This is a genomic window from Halochromatium salexigens, from assembly GCF_016653295.1.
GTDB classification, from domain to species: Bacteria; Pseudomonadota; Gammaproteobacteria; order Chromatiales; family Chromatiaceae; genus Lamprobacter; species Lamprobacter salexigens.
On record NZ_NHSF01000015.1, the window covers coordinates 42588 to 61656 of the forward strand.

Genomic DNA, 19069 nt, shown 5'->3' on the forward strand with positions numbered 1-19069 from the left:
TCATCCCTCTAATTGTACACGCATTGCTCATGTCGTAACGGGGCTTCTGGCCGAGATCATCGGGGGCGGGGCTCGGAGGTGACGGGCGTTGCGTTGAGCCGTGCGGTGATGCGTTTGACGTAGGCCTGAGTTTCGGGATAGGGCGGGATGCCGCCATGGCGTCGAACCGCGTTCTCGCCAGCGTTATAGGCGGCGAGGGCAAGCTCGCGATCGCCGTCGAAATGATCCAACAGCCAACGCAGATAGGCCATGCCGCCGCGCATGTTCTGCACTGGGTCCCAGATATCCTGGACGCCGAAGCGTTGGGCAGTTGCCGGAATCAATTGCATGAGCCCGCGCGCGTCCTTGGGTGAGTGGGCGGTGGGGTCGAAATTGGATTCGGCCTGGATCAAGGCCAACACGAGCTCGGGATCGAGCCGGAAGTTGGGCGCGAGTTGGCGGACCAGTGCGATGATATCGGCGCGGGCGAGCTTGCGGACCTGAACCCCGTCCGGCGTTTGGGTTGCAGGGGGCGTGTTGGCGCTGTCGGCATTGCCCGGTGGTGGCAGGCGGCGTTCCACCAGAGTGTCGGTGAGCAGGCAACGCGGCTGCTCGGCCAGCGGACGATCGAGCGCCCGGAGCCGACGTAGTTGCGATTCCGCTTGCGGATGGCCAGCGGCGCGTGCGTTTTGGAACCAAGCGGCCGCCATGACTTCGTCGACGGTGCCAAGGCGTCCGCTGGCATAGAGCCAGCCGAGATGAAAACCGGCGTCGCCCAGGCCGAGATCCGCAGCTTGGCAATAGAAGGTCAGTGCCCGGTCGAGTTGTTGTGGAGCGCCGACACCGTGCTCGAAGCGTTTACCTTGCGCGATCAACTGGCGCGCTTCGGCGGTCTCTTCAGCGGTGGCTGCGCAGACCAGCCCGGCGGGCGTTAGGGCGAGCATCAGTCCCAGCCCGAAGAGCGTTAGCTGCGAAATGCGATTTGCCGACAGTGTCACTGCTGTTTCCTGGTCCCAAATCAGTGTTAACGAGCGTATCACGTTCATTCTGGACGACCTACACTCCTGCATCCTGGGGGAGATGACGATGACGGAGGCCTTGTCGCGACAGATCTGGCGCTTTGGTTTGGTGGGGTCGCTCGGTTTTGCCGTGGATGCCTTGGTCTTGACCTGGTTGGTTCGGGTTGGCGACTGGGGCGTGTATGAGTCGCGCTGGCTGTCTTTTGCGTTGGCGGTGACGGTGACCTGGGGGCTGAACCGGCGCTTTACCTTTGGTCAGCAGGCCTCGCGCAATCGATCACGCGAGTATGGGCGGTATGCCGCGGTGCAGGGGCTCGGCGCGCTGATCAATCTAGGCGTCTATGCGGCGGTGCTGATGATCTGGCCAGTGCTCGCGGCTTGGCCGGTACTGCCCTTGGCCGCGGGCTCTGGGGTCGCGATGTTGTTTAATTTTGTTGGTGCGCGGTACTTCGCCTATGTCCCGAGCGCCTAGGGGTGTGTCAATGCCTGATTTTACTGCGCCTGATCCTACGGCGATGGAATCGTCACCGAGTCTCTGTCCGCGGGTGGCGGTATTGATCCCCTGCCTAAATGAAGAGGCCTCAATTGCAACTGTTGTGCGCGATTTTCGCGCCCTGTTGCCGACGGCGAGGGTGTATGTCTATGATAATCATTCCTCGGATCGGACCGCGGCGGTCGCTGCCGAGGCGGGGGCGATCGTCCGCCACGAGGAACGCCGGGGTAAAGGGCATGTGGTCTGCCGGATGTTCAGTGAAGTCGAAGCGGATCTTTATCTCTTGGTCGACGGCGATGGCACCTATGATCCGGTGAGCGCGTCAACGCTGATCGAGCGGCTTACTGCGGAACGGCTGGATATGGTCTGCGGTGCTCGGGTCGAGCGTGGCGATGATGCCTATCGGCTCGGACACCGTTTTGGGAATCAGGTGTTGACGGGGTTGATCGCGGCACTCTTCGGTCACCGTTTTCGCGATATGCTGACTGGCTATCGGGTCTTTACGCGCCGCTTTGTGAAATCGTTTCCAATGCTGTCGGATGGCTTCGAGATCGAGACCCAGCTCAGTGTGCATGCGTTGCAGATGCGGCTGCGGGTGGCTGAGCTAGAAACGCCCTATTGCGCGCGCCCGGCGGATTCGCCGAGTAAATTGCGCACTGTTCGCGATGGACTGCGCATCTTGCGCACGATTGGCATGCTGGTGAAGGAAGAACGACCGCTGTGGTTCTTTTCGATTCTGTTCGCGCTTCTCGCGAGCGGTTCGATTCTGCTTGCGGTGCCGATCATGCTTGAGTTCATGCAGACGGGATTGGTGCCGCGGTTTCCGACGGCGATTCTGGCCACAGGGATGATGCTGCTTGGGTTCTTGCTGCTCACGAGCGGCTTGGTGCTCGACTCGGTGGCGCATGGTCGGCGGGAGCTGAAACGCCTGCATTACTTGGCGTTGCCGCCATATCTAAGTCATGCAATACCTCGCCGGCCTGGACAGCTGCCTGAACGGGGGGATTGAACCGCGTCTTAACCTATTTTAGGAGCGCGGTGGGAAGTGATCGCGTAGCTCAAGGCTTTTTCGGTGGCATCAGATCCGTAATCGTGCCCTGTGCCATCTCGGCGGCGAGGCCGATGGTCTCGTTCAGGGTCGGATGCGGATGGATGGTCATGCCGAGGTCTTCCATGTCGGCCCCCATCTCGAGCGCCAGCACGGTCTCGCCGATCAGCTCGCCGGCGTTGGGGCCGACGATGCCGGCGCCGAGGATGCGCTTGGTCTCGGGGTCGAACAAAAGCTTGGTCAGCCCCTCGTCGCGGTGGATGCCAAGTGCGCGGCCGCTGGCAGCCCAGGGGAAGACGCCTTTTTCGTAGGCGATGCCCTTGGCCGCGGCTTCGGTTTCGGTGAGGCCCATCCAGGCCACTTCGGGGTCGGTGTAGGCGACCGAGGGGATGGTCATGGGGTCGAACAGCGCCGGCTCGCCGGCGATGACCTCGGCGGCGACCTTGCCCTCATGGGTGGCCTTGTGCGCGAGCATCGGCCCGCCGACGACATCGCCGATGGCGAAGATGGTCGGCACATTGGTGCGCATGTGCTGGTCGGTCTTGATGAAGCCGTGCTCGTCGACCTTGACCCCGGCGGCCTCGGCATTGATCAGCGCGCCATTGGGGCGCCGCCCAATGGCGACCAGCACCTTGTCGTAGCTGGCCTCGCCGGCGTGCTTGCCCTCGAACACCACATCGATGGCCTTGGAGTTGGCCTGCATGGTCGCGACCTTGGTCTCGAGCCAAATGTTGTTGTAGCGCTTCTTGACCACCTTCTGCAGCGCGCGCACCAGATCCTTGTCGGCACCGGGCATGAGCTGGCCCTGCAGCTCGACGACATCGATCTTGGCGCCGAGCGCGGCATAGACGCTGGCCATCTCCAGGCCGATGATGCCGCCGCCGACGACCAGCATGCGCTCGGGGATGCCGTCGATCTCGAGCGCATCGGTCGAGTCCATCACGCGCGGATCATCGTGCGGGAAACCGGGGATGCGAATCGGGGTGGAGCCGACGGCGATGATGCACTGATCAAAGCTGACCACGACCTTGCCCTCACGGCTGTCGACGCCGATGCGATTCGGGGTCTCGAAGCGGCCGGTGCCTTGGACGACTTCGACCTGGCGCTGCTTGGCCATGCCGGCGAGGCCGGTGGTGAGTTTCTTCACCACCTTGTTCTTGCCGGCGCGCATCTTGTCGAGATCGATCTCGGGCGCGGCGAAGGTCACGCCCATCGCGCTCATGGTCTTGGCCTCCTCGATGATCTGCGCGGTGTGCAGCAGCGCCTTGGACGGGATGCAGCCGACATTGAGGCAGACGCCACCGAGGCTGGGATAGCGCTCGATGAGGACCGTGCGCAGGCCGAGATCGGCGGCGCGAAAGGCGGCGGTGTAGCCACCGGGCCCGCCGCCGAGGACGACGACTTGGGCGCTGAGTTCTTTATTGGGAGCGGTGTCGCTCATGGAGTCTTCTCGTTCAGGTGTTTGCTACTCGACGTCGGGATAGAAATCCGGGTCAAGGATCTGTGCTTGCGTGTACGGACAGGATGCGGGGAAGGTCTTGAGTGGCAATTCTGACTCGCGTGCCGCCAACTCGACGGCTTGTGAATAGGCTTTGGTGACCGCCTCGTTGATCTTCCCTTTGAGCCCCGGAGACTCTTCGAGCAGGTAGCCTAACGCAAGCCGCTGCTCTATGAGCGTGTTGCGCCAGCTCTTGCCTTCGTATTCCGCCCAACGCTCGGAGAGTTGTCGATACTGGAACTGCCATTTCAACAGATGGGCGAGCAGGATGCGCAGCCGGCTCACAAGCTCATGCCGCTGACTCTTGCCCATGTCGTCCAGCTCCTCCACCAGATGGTCTAGGTCCAGCTCCGAGAAGCGCCCCTGGCGGAGCAACTCGGCGGTTTCTGCCGCCCAGGAGGGATAGTCCAGATCGTACAAGGTGCTCAGTGCGTTCATCAGATGCCTCGTCCGGCCCGCGTCGGAGTGGGCACTTTACAACAGCAGCCGGCGGATATCTGCAAGTAGGCTGGCGAGCAAGGTTGTGAAACGCACCCCATCGGCGCCATCGACCACGCGATGGTCGTAGGACAGCGACAGCGGCAGCATCAGCCGTGGCTCGAAGCTGTCACCATTCCAGACCGGTTTGGTCTCGGTGCGTGAGACCCCGAGGATGGCGACCTCGGGGGCGTTGACGATGGGCGTGAAGGCGGTGCCACCAATGCCGCCGAGGCTGGAGATGCTGAACACGCCGCCTTGCATGTCGCCCGGCAGCAGCTTGCCCTCGCGCGCCTTGGCGCTGAGCGCCATCAGCTCGCCGGCGATCTCGAACAGGCCTTTCTTGTCGACATCGCGGATCACTGGCACCACCAGCCCATTCGGTGTGTCGACGGCGACGCCGAGATGGGTGTAGTGCTTGAAGATCAGGTGCTCACCGTCGGGCGAGAGTGAGGCCTTCAGCGTTGGCATCTGCGCCAGCGCACCGGCGACGGCCTTCATCAAGAACGGCATGAAGGTGAGCTTGACGCCGGCCCGCTCAGCGGTCTGCTTCTGCCCCTTGCGGAAAGCCTCGAGTTCGGTGATGTCGGCCTCGTCGAACTGGGTGACATGCGGTACCGACAGCCAGGCGCGGTGCAGATGGGTGCCGCTGAGCTTCTTGATACGCGCGAGCGGCTGGGTCTCGGTCTCGCCGAACTTGCTGAAATCGACCTCGGGTGCGGCCGGGAGCTGGAACGGCATGCCGCCGGCTGCAGCCGGAGGGCCACCAGCGGAAAGGGTCTTCTTGACGTAGCCCTGCACATCGTCCTTGAGGATGCGCCCCTTGCGGCCGCTGCCCTTGACATGGGCGAGATCGACGCCGAGTTCGCGCGCGAAGCGTCGCACCGCGGGGCTTGCATGCGGGGTGCGACCGCTGGCGATGGCCTGCATGTCCGCTGGGCGGGGCAGGACTGGGGCCTTGCGGCGCTCGGCTTCACCAGGTGCGCGGCTTGCCGGTGAGACTTGCGTGTCCTCCTGCTGGACGGTCGCCGCTGGGGCTCTCGTGTCTTCAGGCTTAGCGGTTGCCGCAGGCGCTTGGGCGGTCTCAGCCTCTTCGGCGGAAGGCGCACCAGATGCATCAGCGGTTGCCGCCTGAGCTTCTCCCTTGAGCGTGAGCAGCAGATGACCCTGATTGATCTTGTCCCCCGCCTTGATATGGACCGCCTCGACGGTCCCGGCGGTCGGCGAGGGGATCTCCATGGTCGCCTTCTCGCTTTCGAGGGTGACGATGGACTGGTCCACCTCGATCTGGTCGCCCACATTGACCAGGACCTCGACGACCGGGATGTCGGCGAAGTCGCCGATATCCGGCAGCGGCACCTCGATCTTGTCGGCGGTGCCGGCCGCTGGGTCGGAGGTGACTTCCGACGAGGCGGATTGTGAGCGGCTGCCGTCCGTTTCCTGGCCCGCATTGGCCTTTCGGGTCTCCGAGCCAGCCTCCGAACCAGCGCCCGTGTCGCCGCTCGACGAGTTCGAATCCGAACTCGAGGAACCAGCATCGCCACCGGCTGCACTGGTGTCGATCCGCATCAGTAGATGCCCTAGACCGACCCGCTCACCGACCTTGACGTTGACCTCGGTGACCTCGCCACCGAGCGGGGACGGGATCTCCATGGTCGCCTTGTCGCTCTCCAGCGTCAGCAGCGACTGTTCCCGTTCGATGTGATCGCCGGGGGCGACAAGGATCTCGATGATCTCGACATCGGTAAAATCACCGATGTCGGGAAGCAGAATGTCTTCTACCGTTGCCACGCTGCTGTCTCCTGTGCCCAGAGGGGATGCCGGTGGGGATGCGCGATGAGGAAATGCCGTAGGCGTTGCGGTACTGTTGGCGTGGTTGCTCGACACTGCATGGCACGAGGCTTCATTGCACGATTCAGCAGGGCGTTCATTGGGTCACCGGGTTCGGCTTGTCCGGGTCGATCCGATACTTCTCGATCGCTTCGCGCACGCGCGTGGCGGGGATGCGGCCCTCGTCGGCGAGAGCCTTGAGCGCGGCGACAACGATATACCAGCGATTGACCTCGAAGAACTTGCGCAGCTGGCTGCGCATGTCGCTGCGGCCAAAGCCATCGGTGCCAAGCACGCTGTAACGGCGCGGCAGGTAGGGCCGGATCTGATCGGCGTAGGCGCGCATGTAGTCGGTCGCGGCAACGATCGGCCCGGCGCTGTCGGCCAACTGCTCGGTCACATAGGCGGTGCGCGGCGTCTCGTCCGGGTGCAGCAGGTTCCAACGCTCGACATCGATGCCATCGCGGCGTAGTTCGTTGAAGCTGGTGACGCTCCAGACATCGGTGGCGACCTCGAAGTCCCTGGCTAGCAGCCCGGCGGCGGCTTGGACCTCGCGCAGGATGGTACCGCTGCCGAGCAACTGCACGCGCGGTGCCGAGTCCGAGGCACCCGCTTCTGTTTCCGTCTCCTCGGCCGATGGCAGTCGGTAGATCCCGCGCCGGATGCCGTCCTCGACAGCCTCGGGCATCGCTGGCTGCGGATAGTTTTCGTTCATCACCGTGATGTAGTAGAAGCAGTTTTGCTTCTCGGCGTACATCCGGCGCAGGCCGTCCTGGACGATCACCGCCAGCTCATAGGCGAAGGCCGGGTCGTAGCTGACACAGTTGGGGATGGTCGCGGCGGCCAGATGGCTGTGGCCGTCCTGATGCTGCAGGCCCTCGCCGGCGAGGGTGGTGCGCCCAGCGGTGCCGCCGAGCAGGAATCCACGCGCCTGCATGTCGCCGGCGGCCCAGATCAGGTCGCCAACACGCTGGAAGCCGAACATCGAGTAGTAGATATAGAACGGGATCATCGCCTGGCCGTGGTTGGCGTAGGCGGTGGCGGCGGCGATCCAGGACGACAGGGCGCCGGCCTCGTTGATGCCTTCCTGCAGGATCTGGCCGTTCTTCTCCTCGCGATAGTACATCACCTGATCGGAATCGACCGGCTCGTAGAGCTGGCCGACGTGCGAGTAGATGCCGAGCTGGCGGAACATGCCCTCCATGCCGAAGGTGCGTGCCTCATCGGGCACGATGGGGACCACCCGCTTGCCGATGGCCTTGTCGCGGATGATCATCGTCATCAGCCGGACCATGGCCATGGTGGTCGACATCTCGCGTTCGCCGCTGGATTCGAGCAGTTGCGCGAAGGTCTCTAGCGCTGGCACCTCAAGCGCCGGGGCGTCATCGAAGCGGGCTGGTAAGGGGCCACCGAGCGCCTCACGGCGTTCATGCAGGTACTTCAGCTCCGGGCTGTCGGGTGCTGGCTTGTAGAAGGGCGCGGCGCCGATCTGCTCATCCGAGATCGGGATATTGAAACGATCGCGGAAGGCCTTGAGATTCGCTTCGCCCATCTTCTTCTGTGAATGGGTGATGTTCATACCTTCGCCGGCAACACCCATGCCATAACCCTTGACGGTCTTGGCGAGGATCACCGTCGGCTGACCCTCGTGGCGCATCGCGGCGGCATAGGCGTTGAAGATCTTGACCGGATCATGGCCACCGCGATTGAGGCGCCAGATGTCCTCGTCGGTCATGTTGGCGACCAGGTCGGCGAGTTCGGGATACTTGCCGAAGAAATGCTCGCGGGTGTAGGCGCCGCCCTTAGCCTTGTAGGCCTGATAGTCGCCGTCGACGCATTCCTCCATGCGCTTGAGCAGCAGGCCCTGATTGTCGCGCGCCAGCAGCGGGTCCCAATAGCTGCCCCAAATGACCTTGATGACGTTCCAGCCGGCGCCGCGGAACACGGCTTCCAGCTCTTGGATGATCTTGCCGTTGCCTCGCACTGGGCCGTCAAGGCGCTGCAGGTTGCAGTTGATCACGAATACGAGATTGTCGAGCCGCTCGCGCGCCGCCAACGAGATGGCGCCGAGTGATTCCGGCTCGTCCATCTCGCCGTCGCCGAGGAAAGCCCAGACCTTGCGGCCCTCGGTGTTGAGGATGCCGCGATCATTCAGGTAGCGCATGAAGCGCGCCTGATAGATGGCCATGATTGGGCCCAGGCCCATTGAGACGGTCGGGAACTGCCAGAAGCCCGGCATCAGCCAGGGATGCGGATAGGAGGAGAGCCCGGGCCCGTCGACCTCCTGGCGGAAGTTGTAGAGCTGCTCCTCGCTGATGCGGCCCTCGAGGTAAGCGCGGGCGTAGATGCCGGGCGCCGAATGTCCCTGCATGAAGACCAGATCGCCGCCGTGGTCCTTACTGCGGGCGCGGAAGAAATGGTTGAGGCCGACATCGTAGAGGGTGGCGCTGGAGGCGAACGAGGAGATGTGGCCGCCGAGTTCGGCGGAGAACCGATTCGCCTGCACCACCATGGCCATCGCGTTCCAGCGGATGAACGAGCGGATACGCCGCTCCATCGCCCGATCACCGGGGAAGCGCTCCTGCTTCTGCATCGGGATCGTGTTCACGTAGGCGGTGTTGGCGCTGAATGGCAGATAGGCACCGGAGCGGCGGGCTTTATCGGTCAGGCGCTCAAGCAAGTAGTGAGCGCGCTCGATGCCCTCGTGCTCGAGCACGGCATCCAGGGACTCGAGCCACTCTTGGGTCTCCTGGGGATCGATGTCGGGCTTATTGGACATGGCGTTTCCTAGGGCGAGGGCGCACTGATGCAGCGGAGCAAGCGAAAGCCGCCAAAGCTACCGGAGCTGTAGTGGGTTGGCAAATACTGATGATTGAGTTTCCGCAAAAAGCCCCCGGCTGACGGGGGCTTGTGATCGAAACGGTGGCGTGCTCAGTGGATGTTGAACACGGCCGGTCGATCAAGAGTAAAGCCCAAGGTCTGGGCTCATGCAATCAACTCGCTTGGTTGGAGGCTGGAGCTGAATCAACGGTCTGGTCGTTGGACTCGACGTTGCTGTCAGCCTCGCTCTTGTTGCTCTCCGATGCACAGTCCCGAGCGGGAGCGGCGTAAGGCATTGGCCGCCGTGCCTGGCGGTTGCAGAGCCGGTCCTGTCGGCGCTGCTCGGCAAGGGCCCGACGTTGTTCGGCGATGGCTTGCATTGCGGCGCGGCGCGCGTCCGCTTGCTGCTTGAGCGCGGTGCGATAGGCGTCGATCTCCGCCTTGCGCTCCTCGGGGTTGAGTGAAAACTCCGGCATTGCGGGCAGGTCATCGTAGCCGGGGATCTCGGGGATGGCCGGGCGTTCACCGAAGGTGGGCATCTCGGGCATCGCTGGACGCTCGCCGAACGTGGGTGGCTCGGGCAGGTTCTGGGCGCTCATGAAATCAGGCCGTTCCGGCATCGGCAGGTCGTGAGCGTTGCGCCGCGCATCCATCGCCTGGCGGTGCGTTTCCATCCTCTCGATGGCCGCTTCGCGCTGACGCTTGGTCATTTGCCGGAGCTGCTGTGGCGACGGCGGTGCAACCGCATAGGGCGTGCCATAGGCATAGGGAGCATGAAAGGGGCCCGCGTAAGGCGGGCTCCACCAGGCTGCGGCGGTCATCGAGGCGAGGGCGAGCGTCGCGGCTGACGCGGAGAGGATGAGACGTTTCATGGGCAGACCTTGACTCAGTAAATCGAATGAGAATGGGGGATGTCGCAAACCGTCCTGCCTCCTTGACGTTTCTTGTTATCCGGCTGGCGGTCACGCCCAGCATGCACGCCACATCGAGGGCAGGATGCTCGTTAGTCTATAAGAAAATAGTAAAGTATCAACCAAGGAAAGGTGTGGCTCCGCGCCCTAGACCTCTCTGTCATTGATGGTTATCAATGATTCGACAGTTGCTCGGCGGACTGCTCGACGAGGGTCAAAAAGTCACGGCAGCGTGCCGTGAGATCCGGGCTAACGTGCAGATCGCCGCCGATCAGCAGCATGCTGTCGTGGCCATAGAAGCGCACTAGCTCGGGCACCTGCTCCAAGCGCATCCCGCCAGCGGGTACCGGCCAGATCGGAGCCAGTCGCTTCAACGGAGTCCTCGCGGAGGTCGCGATCTCACGACACTCAGTGGTACTAAACGCGAAACGCCCACCGTAGCTCGGGAAGATGGTCGCATCGGCACCGGCGAGGCGGGCGAGGGTGCCGAACAAGACGCCATGCGCGACACCCTGATTTGGTCCCAGGCTTAGGCCACCGAGCAGCGCCGGATGACTCAGGAGGGGGAGTGCGAGTTGATCATCATCGGCTAGGCGCCGCAGGCTATCGAGCCCGGTCAGGCCTGGACAGAGCAGCAGCCCACCGGCGCCTTGCGCGCGAGCGCGTGCCGCGCGTGGGACGATCTCATCGGCGGGTGCGGTGACGTTCGGCAGATAGAGGCTGGTGCGTCCGGTTTTCTGGTTGGCGCGGGCTACCGCCTCGGCGCAGCGGCTGACACGCTCATCGAACGGACAGAAGCGCTGATCGCTCAGGCCATGGTCATCCTTGATCAGGTCGATGCCGCCGAGGGCCAGCCGATAGGTCAGGTCTGCTAGCTCGATCGGACTGAGCCCCATCGGCTTCAGGGCCGTGCAGAGTAATGGGCGATGCCTGACACCTAGGCGTTGGCGCAGTCCTGCGATGCCAAAACGCGGTCCGCGGTAATGCTGCAGCAAGCGTGGTGGCAGTTCGATGCGCTGCAGTCGGATGCCGGGTTGAAGCGCGACATTGCCGAACAGGACATTGAGTAGCTGCGTAAACTCGCGCCCAGCGGTCTCGATCGGGTAGCGGATGCCGACCTCGCAGCCGCTGTTACCATCATCGATTGGACAGGGCGCAATCGCGGTGATTTCGCCGACGATCTGTGCGCGAATCGCCTCGCTCGGGATCAGCGCATCCGGGAACTCGACTGTCTGTTCGAGGCAGATCGCGCGGGCGCGCGACTCCGCCTCGCTTGCAGAACCGCTGAGGCGATAGACTGCGGTGAAGCGCTCGCCACTGAGTGAGAGGTGAGACTGCTCATTCCCGTCATCCCTGGCATCAGAATTCATCGTGCGTCTGTCGAGACTGCTGTTGCAGTAACGGGGGGTGTTGACTGAACGCGTGTTCGTCGCCGCTCGAGTCCGCTCCGGTGTCGTCGGTCCTGACGCCATCGACGAGATAGCGTAGATCGGCAACGATCTGCTTCAGCTGGTTGGCCTGGTTGGCCAATTCTTCGCTTGCTGCGGACGATTCCTCGGCGTTGGAGGCGCTGATCTGGGTCACCTTGTCCATCTGCGAGACCGCGAGGTTGATCTGCTCGACACCACGCGCCTGCTCGTCACTGGCTGTGGCTACCTCGCTCATCAGCTGGGTGACTTGGGTGCTGGCGTGCACGGTCTCCTCGAACAGGGAGACCATCTCCTCAGCGACGGCTTTGCCGAGGTACTTCTCCAACTCGGCGGAGACATCCTTGATGCGGGCGGCGTTATCCTGCGCGGACTTCATCAGCTCGTTGGTGTTCTTGACCTCCTCGGCACTGCGCTGGGCCAATTTGCGCACCTCGTCGGCGACTACGGCAAAGCCCTTGCCCTGCTCACCGGCGCGCGCAGCCTCGACTGCGGCATTCAGCGCCAGTAGGTTGGTCTGGAAGGCGATGCCGTCGATGGTGGAAACCACCTTGGCGGTGCTGTTGGTGCTTTCTTCGATCGCCTTGATGGCGGTATCCAGTTTTTCGATACGCTTTCGCACCTCTTCCGCGGTGGCGCGGGCGGCCTTGACGCCTTGGTCGGCCTTGTCATTGGCGGTGCGGCTGAGGGTATCGGCCTCGCGGGCGTGCTCGGCATTCTGCCGCGTGCCGGCGGCCATCTCTTCGACACTGGAGCTCGTTTCCTCAAGGCTGCTGGCTTGTTCACCGGCGCCCTCGGCCATCTGCTGACTACTGATATTGACATGGCCACTGACAGTGGCCACCTGCTCGCTGCCGTCTTGTAGATCCTTGACGACGCGATTGATGGGGCCGACGATCGAACGGGTGATAAGCCAAGCGAGGACGATGCCCAACACCAGCGCGACAACCAAGCCAATGCCGACCACCAGGCTGCTGAGGGTCATGGTGTTCTTGGTGTCATCGGCAATCTGTTGCGTGTTTTCCAGACCGGCATCAGCCGTGGCCTTGCACGCCGTGATCAATTGTCTCCCGGCGTCCGTGCGTTCCAACGCGAGCCTCTCCCTGATATTCCAGTTTTCGACTAAGCGTTCCATGGCCGTCTGATAGCCGGTCGCTGCGCTGCCGGTCGCGGCGATCTGATCCAGCAGGGCCGTATCGGTCACGCTGTCTTCAAGCGTGGTCAGCAGATCCTGGATCTTTGGCATATTCGTGTCCAGGGCATCCTCGATATAGCTGAGGTCATTGAGCGCCTGGGCCTTAAAGGCACTGATCCGGGTCTCGTTGCCAAGATCGACGATCTGGTTGGCCAAGGTAATCGCGCGATGGCCGTTCGTCATGTCGGTGGCCAATGCCTCGATCTGATTCTCCAGAAACGCTTTGGATGCATCGACGAAGCGACTCGCTTCAAGGTCCATGGCCTTGCGGAGCTGGCCGAGGAGTTGTTCATTGGCGGCGAAATCCTTGTCCGCCTCCATCCCATAGGCCACGATGGCAGCCTGATAATCGGCCGCGCTTTGTTCGATTGTATCCAGTTGCGTGATATCTTCTTGCAGGCGCGTGATCGGTCTGATCACATCGATCTCGGGGGCGATGGCCGTCAGATGCTCAATCGCCTCTTGCCGCAGCGCTGGTTGCCGCATTGCTTGAGCCTGGAAGTTAGCGACGCGCGCGCTGCTGCCAAGCTCGACGATACGGTTGACGGCCTGGACTTTCGCGAGTCGCTCCTCGAGTGCTTGCTCGAATAGTGCATTTTCGAGCTCCAGAAACTTGTTCGCGGCTTGCATGTAGTCAGCCGCGTTGTCATCGAGTTGCTGGCGGTTGGCTTTAAACCGCTCCGTCAATTGGCGTGTCTGTTCCATCAAGTCGACGTAGGTGTCGCGCGCCTGTTGGGCAGTTGCGATCTGGCCACTCAATGCGGATAGATGTGAGGCGGTTTTGTTGAGCGCCGTTGCATCGGCAAGCGCTTCGTCTAGTAACGCCGCTTCGGCTTCGGCCTCCTGCCAATGGTTGTCGGCCCCGGTCAGGCCATAACCGCGCATGGCATACATGAGGCGGTTCGCGGCACCGCGCAGGCGAGAGGCGACCTCAACTTCGGGCACATACTCTTCGGCCAACATCACCGATTTGTTCTTGACGGCAAGCATGTTGAGGGTGGCAATGCCGCCGAGGAGCGCGATGATCGCAATCAATGCCGCGAATCCTAAAATAATCTTGCTGCTAAGCTTGAGGTCTTGAAACATATTGTCCTTAAAATCCATTGTTTATAAAGGAGTGTATGGGGCTTCCAAGCAGGCGGCGAAGCGTTGGGCTTGCGCGTATGCTGATGCTGATGCTGATGCTGATGCTGATGCTAACGCGCGAACAGCCAATGCGACAGCATGGGCGCCAAGACGCATCGAAATGCGTCACTCGGTTCGGCACTATAGCCCAAAATCTGGAGCGCTATAAACGTTCCCGGTTGGTCTTCCGGCAAAACCGATGAGGTGCATCAGATGGCTCCGCTGTATGTGTTGTTAGCGCTTGCGAGTGGGCTCTTGCTGGCGCTGATCGGGTCGCTACTGCGCGGGCGAGGAGCGCGTTTGCGTGGTGAACCCTTCGAACGGCGGTCGCTGTTGTCGGCTGATGAACGGTGCTGCCATCAGCGGATTCAGAAGGCGGCAGGCGAGGGCTATGCAGTATTCCCTCGGGTCTCGGCTCTAGCGTTGTTACAGCCGCTGCCCCGGATTGGGCGTCGGCAGCGGCGCCTAGCACAGGCCCATTTGCGCGAAGGCTGGGCGGATCTGGTGATCTGTTCGGCCGCGGATGCCCATCCGCTCGCCACGGTCCGGCTCGTGCGCGCTGGAGAGGGGCGACGCGAGCGGCGGATGGCAGCACGGATGCGATCGGCGTTTGCCGCAGCCGGGATGCCGGTGATTGAGCTGAATCTAACTGAGCTTCCCACTGAGGAACGCCTTCGGGCCTTGGTGCATGAAGCGCTGGCGATGACCGGTGTACGCCTGACGGTGCATCCGGAGCCAAGCCTTGGTCGAGCCGAGCATAACGATGACGAAGAAACCGCGTTGCTCTCGGAACTCTCCGCGGCCATGCGAGACTCGGAGGCCCTGTCCGATCGCTGAGGCTGAACAGAGCGGTACACACCTTAGATCAATTGCGGCCCGAGCAATGCAACGCCCAGACCCATGATGCACCGAAGAGCCGCAACGCTGACAGGGGCTCAGCGCTCATTCAGTGGGTTGCTCAGGTCGAGCCAGAGGCGCCCCTCGGCGCATTCGACCCGATAGGTGCGGATCGGCTCATCGGCCGGCTCATCCTCGGGCTGGCCGGTCTCCAGGCTGAAGCGACTGCCATGCAGCGAGCATTTGATGCGGGCACCGTCCAGGCAGCCGTAGGAGAGCGGATAGTCTTCGTGGCTGCAGTTGTCCTCGACGGCGTAGAAGCGCTCATCGACGCGGGCGATGAGGTAGGGCTTGCTTGCGACCTCGACGCGGATGAATTTGCCCGGCTCGATGGCGTCGGCCTGGGCGACCTCGATGAAGGGTGATTCCATGGTTCTGCTCCTGGGTCAACGCAAACGCCGGGCGGCGGCGCCGGCGTCGAGCACGGCGCGGATGCGATCGGCGCCGGCGGCGATGGTCTGCTCGCGCCCGAGGTGCCAGAGGATCAAGGCGCCGGAGAAGATCAGGCTGTCGTAGGTCGGCCCGCGCTGGCCCTCCAGTGCCGCCATGCCAGCCTGAGCGGCGGCCTGGGCGGTGGCGGCGACATCGACGGCGACGGCGATATCATCGCTCGGGCGGCTCGTGGTGGGCAGATCCTCCGGCAAGGGCACGGCACGGACATTTTGCTCGATGCCAACCTCGGCCGGGTCGATGTCGAACGATTGCTCCTCGCCCATCTGCTGATAGTTGAAGCAGACCCCGTTCTGGCGCAGCGAGGGCACGATGCCGCCCTCGACACCGCGCACCAGCAAGGCGGAGTCGAAGCCGGCGTGGCGCGCGAGCAGGGCGTAGATGCGCGGATAGGGCTTGTGCACATAGCCGGTGACCAGATGTGTCTTCTGGCGGCCGTGGATCGGGCGTGCCATGACCTCGACCGTGGTGATGGCCTGGCGCTTGACGATGGTGCCGCGCAGCGGCACTAGGTCGTGCAGCTTGGGCGCGAAGGCGCGCTGATCGATGTAGGTCCAGCCGATGGCCGGGTCCGAGACGCGCGCCGCCGCCTCGGCGGGACTCAGATCGACCGCGATGCCAGCGGCTTGCAGCACGTGCCGATGGGTGACGCCGAACTTGGGGCCGACCGCATCGACCCCGTGCGCGACCGCTGGCACGCCGCACTCGGCGAGGATCGGCGCGAGGAAGGGCGAGGCCGGCAGGCAGCGGTTGTAGCCATCATAGGGGTCGGCGAGATCGACCACCTCGTCGACCTCGGCGACCACATGTTCGGTCGCATCGCGCACCGCATCGAGGATGCCGCGCTGCTCGTCATCGGTCTCGCGTTTCATGCGCAGCGCGATCAGGAACAGGCCCGCCTGCACCGGATCGACCGCGTCGTCGAGGATGGCATTCATGCCAAGGCGCGCCTCGTCCATCGAGATGTCCTTCGACAACTCCGGACCGGTGGCAATGCGTTGCAGGATCGAGCGCATCGTGCGTTGGGTATCGTTCATAGCGGGAACATCTCGTGGAAGGCGTGTGGAGTCATGCGGATGGAGCGCTGATGAGCCAAGCGCGAACCCGGCAAAACTCGGGGTTGGTGGGGCTGGCTTCAAGGCGGGCGCTGGCGGATGGCTCAATCGCGCCAGCGTTTCGATAAGTCAGCGTAGGCATCGATGCGACGATCGCGCAGGAAGGGCCAGATGCGCCGCACCTGCTCGCTGCGCCGCAGATCGATCTCGGCGATCAGCAGGTCTTCCGCGTCCGCCGGCGCGCGCGCGAGGATCTCACCTTGGGGACCACAGATGAAGGAATTGCCCCAGAACTGGATGCCGGCTTCGGGGGAGCCGGAGGGCGCATCGGGGGTTGGCTCGAAGCCGACTCGATTGCAGGCCAGCAGCGGCAGGCCGTTGGCGATCGCATGGCCGCGCTGCACGGTCATCCAGGCATCGAGCTGGCGCGCTTGCTCCTCGGCGTCGTCGCACGGGTCCCAACCGATCGCGGTCGGGTAGAGCAGCAGCTCGGCACCGGCCAAGGCCATCAGCCGCGCGGCTTCCGGGAACCACTGATCCCAGCAGACCAGCACGCCAAGCCGCCCGACGGCCGTCTCGACGGGCTCGAAACCGAGATCGCCGGGGGTAAAATAGAACTTCTCGTAGAAGCCGGGATCATCCGGGATGTGCATCTTGCGATACACGCCCGCCAAGCGACCGTCGGCATCCAGCACCACGGCGGTGTTGTGGTAGACGCCGGCACCGCGTCGCTCGAACACCGAGCCGACGATGACCAGGCGAAGTTCCGCCGCCAGCGCGCCGAGCCGCTCGGTGGTCGGCCCTGGCACCGGTTCGGCGGCCTCGAAGCGCGCGCAGTCCTCGCGCTGGCAGAAGTAATCGCCATTGTGCAACTCCTGCAAGAGCAAGAGCTGGCAGTCGGCGTCTGCCGCCTGGCGACAGGCGCGCGCAAGGGCTTCCCAGGTCGCCTGCGCGCTGGCGCGGTGTTGATGTTGGACGAGGGCGGCCTTGATCACGAATAGAGAGGCCTCGCAAGGGGCATGGAAATGGCGACGCGCCTATCATATACGGTGGCGCTCAAGGCTGATACCGCGCAGGCGATTGGGGATGCGCGTCCTCGCCGAGGGCGGTGAGACTCAGGCCCATGTCGACTGCTCCTGAAAGGCATCCAATGTCCACTAACCGGCGATCAATGCCAGCACCTGATCACGCAGTGGTGGCTGATCCCAGTGCGCCTCGCCGATCATCCGCAGCGCGATCCGGCCCTGCGGATCGATCACATCGGTTACCGGCAGCACCGGCACCGACCAGGCCGATGCGGCGTGCATCTGCGGGTCCGGCAGCAAAGGAAAGCCGACGGCGACCGTTTCGGCGAAGGCGGCCACCGTCTCCGGGCTGTCGCCTGCGGCCACGCCCCAGACGGCGACCTCGGGATGCTGGCGCGCCAGGGCATCCAGGGCCGGCATCTCGGCCTTGCAGGCGCCGCAATAGACGGACCAGAAGTTGACCACCACGACGCGGCCCTGCTGGGCACCGAGATCATAGATTTTCCCGTCGAGCGCCGTGAGCCGCAGTTTTGGGGCGCTCGGCCTTGGCTGTAGCCGCTGCAATCCGCGGCTGGCGGCGGCTGCAGGCGCTGTCGCGGCCAAGAATGGCAACGCCGCGAGGCACGCAAGCAGCCGGCGGCGGTTCAGCGTCCGCGATGGGACGGACTCGAACGCGTCGGTTGGAGATAACATCGGGCAATCCTCGCAGCGAGTAGCGGCTGACCAATCGGGCGCTGCACGCACGCCTGCAGCCTGTGCCTGGAGTCCGACAGCCCGGCCAGTCCCGCTGGCCGGGTCTTGGCGTGCCACCGGTTATTGCACCTCGCCGCTGAACTGGAACCAGCCCTCGCCGTAGACGTAGTCGTGCATATCCTCATGCGCCTGCTGGCTCCAGACCGTCTTGAAGCCCTTTGGGGTGCGCACCATGAACTCGTCGACGACCATCGTGTTGTGCGTGCTGTCGACGCTGCCGGTCGCGCGCGCCTCCTCGAGCACATGCCGAACCTTGACGTCGCGCGGTACGTTGGCGAGGAAGAAGTACTCGCCATCGGGCTGCTGGAGCACAAAGGCCGGCTCGAAGGCGAGATGCGGGTCGAGCTTGTCGGCCGGGCAGGTATGGCCGCCGTGGGCGCAGCCGTGGCCGTTGATCTTGCCGGTGACCGTTTCCGCCAGGGCGGTGCCGCTGGCGAGAGCGCCGACGAGCCCGAGCAGCGGCAGGACGGTGCGAAGCGGATGGGTGATTGCGGTCGTCATGAGCGATCTCCTGCTGAAAGGTTTTGCTGAGTGATGCAGCGTGATCAGGACGGGGTGGCAGGGTGAGCAGTGCGTTCGCCTCCCATCATCCCGTCATTAGGCTAAGACCCGCTGACGCGACCGTCTCTTTCAGCCCGACTCATGGATGTCGCCATCGGATTCGACGAGCGGGCGCTCGTGAGTGCAACATCCACCGGTTCCGCGAGGTTGAATGGGCCATGATGATTGCGTTGAATCGGGTGCACTGAAATAACGCTCAGTTCTCCTTGATAGACAGCGCGAATCCGCGCCAGGCTGAACAGCACTGAAAGGAATCCCGCGCCGCTCGGGTCCAAGAGGTCACACGGATCAGATCCCCAACCCGAGCCCCGAGGACCCCCCGATGCCGGCCGATATCGATCTCACCACCCGTGTCGAGCTCCCACGCGCCGAGCTGCCGCAGGCCGAGCCCAGCGTCCTGGTGATCTTCGGTGCCAGTGGCGACCTGACCCGACGCAAGCTGATCCCGGCGCTGTTTCATCTCGCCGGCGAGGGCTGCCTGGCGCCGGAGCTGCAGATCATCGGCA

At 63.6% G+C, this 19069-nt stretch carries 16 protein-coding genes and 1 pseudogene; 4 read left to right on the top strand and 13 right to left on the bottom strand.

The window, feature by feature from the left end:
• Positions 1-56: 56 nt before the first annotated feature.
• Complete coding sequence (locus CCR82_RS02595; RefSeq protein WP_338073084.1) at positions 57-977, bottom strand: transglycosylase SLT domain-containing protein; 921 nt, start codon at positions 975-977, stop codon at positions 57-59.
• A gap of 88 nt (positions 978-1065) precedes the next feature.
• Here CCR82_RS02595 and CCR82_RS02600 point away from each other — a divergent pair, with 88 nt between their 5' ends.
• Positions 1066-1470 (top strand): GtrA family protein, encoded by a 405-nt coding sequence (locus CCR82_RS02600; protein WP_201243799.1) that lies wholly within the window; start codon positions 1066-1068, stop codon positions 1468-1470.
• A 43-nt stretch (positions 1471-1513) separates the two neighbouring features.
• Positions 1514-2500, top strand: a complete 987-nt coding sequence (locus CCR82_RS02605) for a glycosyltransferase (protein ID WP_201243800.1) — start codon at positions 1514-1516, stop codon at positions 2498-2500.
• Positions 2501-2549: 49 nt separating this feature from the next.
• Here CCR82_RS02605 and lpdA read toward each other — a convergent pair whose 3' ends face one another.
• The 7 genes from lpdA to CCR82_RS02640 form a co-directional block, all read right to left on the bottom strand.
• On the bottom strand, positions 2550-3980 hold the full coding sequence (lpdA, locus tag CCR82_RS02610) for a dihydrolipoyl dehydrogenase (protein ID WP_201243801.1): 1431 nt from the start codon (positions 3978-3980) through the stop codon (positions 2550-2552).
• A 24-nt stretch (positions 3981-4004) separates the two neighbouring features.
• Positions 4005-4475 carry a DUF29 domain-containing protein gene (locus CCR82_RS02615; protein ID WP_201243802.1) on the bottom strand — a complete coding sequence of 157 codons (471 nt, stop codon included), beginning with the start codon at positions 4473-4475 and terminating at the stop codon, positions 4005-4007.
• Positions 4476-4511: 36 nt separating this feature from the next.
• On the bottom strand, positions 4512-6305 hold the full coding sequence (gene aceF / locus CCR82_RS02620; RefSeq protein ID WP_201243803.1) for a dihydrolipoyllysine-residue acetyltransferase: 1794 nt from the start codon (positions 6303-6305) through the stop codon (positions 4512-4514).
• Positions 6306-6441: 136 nt separating this feature from the next.
• Complete coding sequence (gene aceE / locus CCR82_RS02625; protein WP_201243804.1) at positions 6442-9123, bottom strand: pyruvate dehydrogenase (acetyl-transferring), homodimeric type; 2682 nt, start codon at positions 9121-9123, stop codon at positions 6442-6444.
• A gap of 214 nt (positions 9124-9337) precedes the next feature.
• Positions 9338-10036, bottom strand: coding sequence for a hypothetical protein (locus CCR82_RS02630; RefSeq protein WP_201243805.1), 699 nt, complete (start codon positions 10034-10036; stop codon positions 9338-9340).
• A 212-nt stretch (positions 10037-10248) separates the two neighbouring features.
• Positions 10249-11445, bottom strand: coding sequence for a RuBisCO large subunit C-terminal-like domain-containing protein (locus CCR82_RS02635; protein WP_201243806.1), 1197 nt, complete (start codon positions 11443-11445; stop codon positions 10249-10251).
• Positions 11435-13732, bottom strand: a complete 2298-nt coding sequence (locus tag CCR82_RS02640) for a methyl-accepting chemotaxis protein (protein ID WP_201243807.1) — start codon at positions 13730-13732, stop codon at positions 11435-11437. The genes CCR82_RS02635 and CCR82_RS02640 overlap by 11 nt, the downstream gene beginning before the upstream one ends.
• Before the next feature lie 303 nt (positions 13733-14035).
• Here CCR82_RS02640 and CCR82_RS02645 point away from each other — a divergent pair, with 303 nt between their 5' ends.
• Entirely contained in the window at positions 14036-14659 is a 624-nt protein-coding gene (locus tag CCR82_RS02645; protein ID WP_201243808.1) for a DUF2726 domain-containing protein, read from the top strand.
• Between the two features lie 98 nt (positions 14660-14757).
• On the opposite strand, the gene CCR82_RS02650 is transcribed toward CCR82_RS02645, so the two are convergent.
• The 5 genes from CCR82_RS02650 to CCR82_RS02670 form a co-directional block, all read right to left on the bottom strand.
• The gene (locus CCR82_RS02650; RefSeq protein WP_201243809.1) at positions 14758-15090 is read right to left on the bottom strand and encodes a non-heme iron oxygenase ferredoxin subunit; all 333 of its coding nucleotides are present in this window, start codon (positions 15088-15090) and stop codon (positions 14758-14760) included.
• 15 nt (positions 15091-15105) lie between these two features.
• Positions 15106-16206 (bottom strand): anthranilate phosphoribosyltransferase, encoded by a 1101-nt coding sequence (locus CCR82_RS02655; RefSeq protein ID WP_201243810.1) that lies wholly within the window; start codon positions 16204-16206, stop codon positions 15106-15108.
• 122 nt (positions 16207-16328) lie between these two features.
• Positions 16329-17216, bottom strand: coding sequence for a carbon-nitrogen hydrolase (locus tag CCR82_RS02660; RefSeq protein WP_201243819.1), 888 nt, complete (start codon positions 17214-17216; stop codon positions 16329-16331).
• A 165-nt stretch (positions 17217-17381) separates the two neighbouring features.
• Positions 17382-17942 carry a TlpA family protein disulfide reductase gene (locus tag CCR82_RS02665; protein ID WP_201243811.1) on the bottom strand — a complete coding sequence of 187 codons (561 nt, stop codon included), beginning with the start codon at positions 17940-17942 and terminating at the stop codon, positions 17382-17384.
• 120 nt (positions 17943-18062) lie between these two features.
• Positions 18063-18503, bottom strand: a complete 441-nt coding sequence (locus CCR82_RS02670) for a hypothetical protein (protein WP_201243812.1) — start codon at positions 18501-18503, stop codon at positions 18063-18065.
• Positions 18504-18885: 382 nt separating this feature from the next.
• On the opposite strand from CCR82_RS02670, the pseudogene CCR82_RS02675 reads away from it, so the two are divergent.
• Positions 18886-19069: pseudogene (locus tag CCR82_RS02675) on the top strand (glucose-6-phosphate dehydrogenase); the annotation flags it as partial.

What these genes read in the sequence shown, in the direction of transcription:
- CCR82_RS02600 (WP_201243799.1), top strand. Translation starts at nt 1,066, where the DNA reads ATGACGGAGGCCTTGTCGCGACAGATCTGGCGCTTTGGTTTGGTGGGG.
- CCR82_RS02605 (WP_201243800.1), top strand. Translation starts at nt 1,514, where the DNA reads ATGGAATCGTCACCGAGTCTCTGTCCGCGGGTGGCGGTATTGATCCCC.
- lpdA (WP_201243801.1), bottom strand. Translation starts at nt 3,980, where the DNA reads ATGAGCGACACCGCTCCCAATAAAGAACTCAGCGCCCAAGTCGTCGTC.
- CCR82_RS02615 (WP_201243802.1), bottom strand. Translation starts at nt 4,475, where the DNA reads ATGAACGCACTGAGCACCTTGTACGATCTGGACTATCCCTCCTGGGCG.
- aceE (WP_201243804.1), bottom strand. Translation starts at nt 9,123, where the DNA reads ATGTCCAATAAGCCCGACATCGATCCCCAGGAGACCCAAGAGTGGCTC.
- CCR82_RS02630 (WP_201243805.1), bottom strand. Translation starts at nt 10,036, where the DNA reads ATGAAACGTCTCATCCTCTCCGCGTCAGCCGCGACGCTCGCCCTCGCC.
- CCR82_RS02635 (WP_201243806.1), bottom strand. Translation starts at nt 11,445, where the DNA reads ATGAATTCTGATGCCAGGGATGACGGGAATGAGCAGTCTCACCTCTCA.
- CCR82_RS02645 (WP_201243808.1), top strand. Translation starts at nt 14,036, where the DNA reads ATGGCTCCGCTGTATGTGTTGTTAGCGCTTGCGAGTGGGCTCTTGCTG.
- CCR82_RS02650 (WP_201243809.1), bottom strand. Translation starts at nt 15,090, where the DNA reads ATGGAATCACCCTTCATCGAGGTCGCCCAGGCCGACGCCATCGAGCCG.
- CCR82_RS02655 (WP_201243810.1), bottom strand. Translation starts at nt 16,206, where the DNA reads ATGAACGATACCCAACGCACGATGCGCTCGATCCTGCAACGCATTGCC.
- CCR82_RS02665 (WP_201243811.1), bottom strand. Translation starts at nt 17,942, where the DNA reads ATGTTATCTCCAACCGACGCGTTCGAGTCCGTCCCATCGCGGACGCTG.
- CCR82_RS02670 (WP_201243812.1), bottom strand. Translation starts at nt 18,503, where the DNA reads ATGACGACCGCAATCACCCATCCGCTTCGCACCGTCCTGCCGCTGCTC.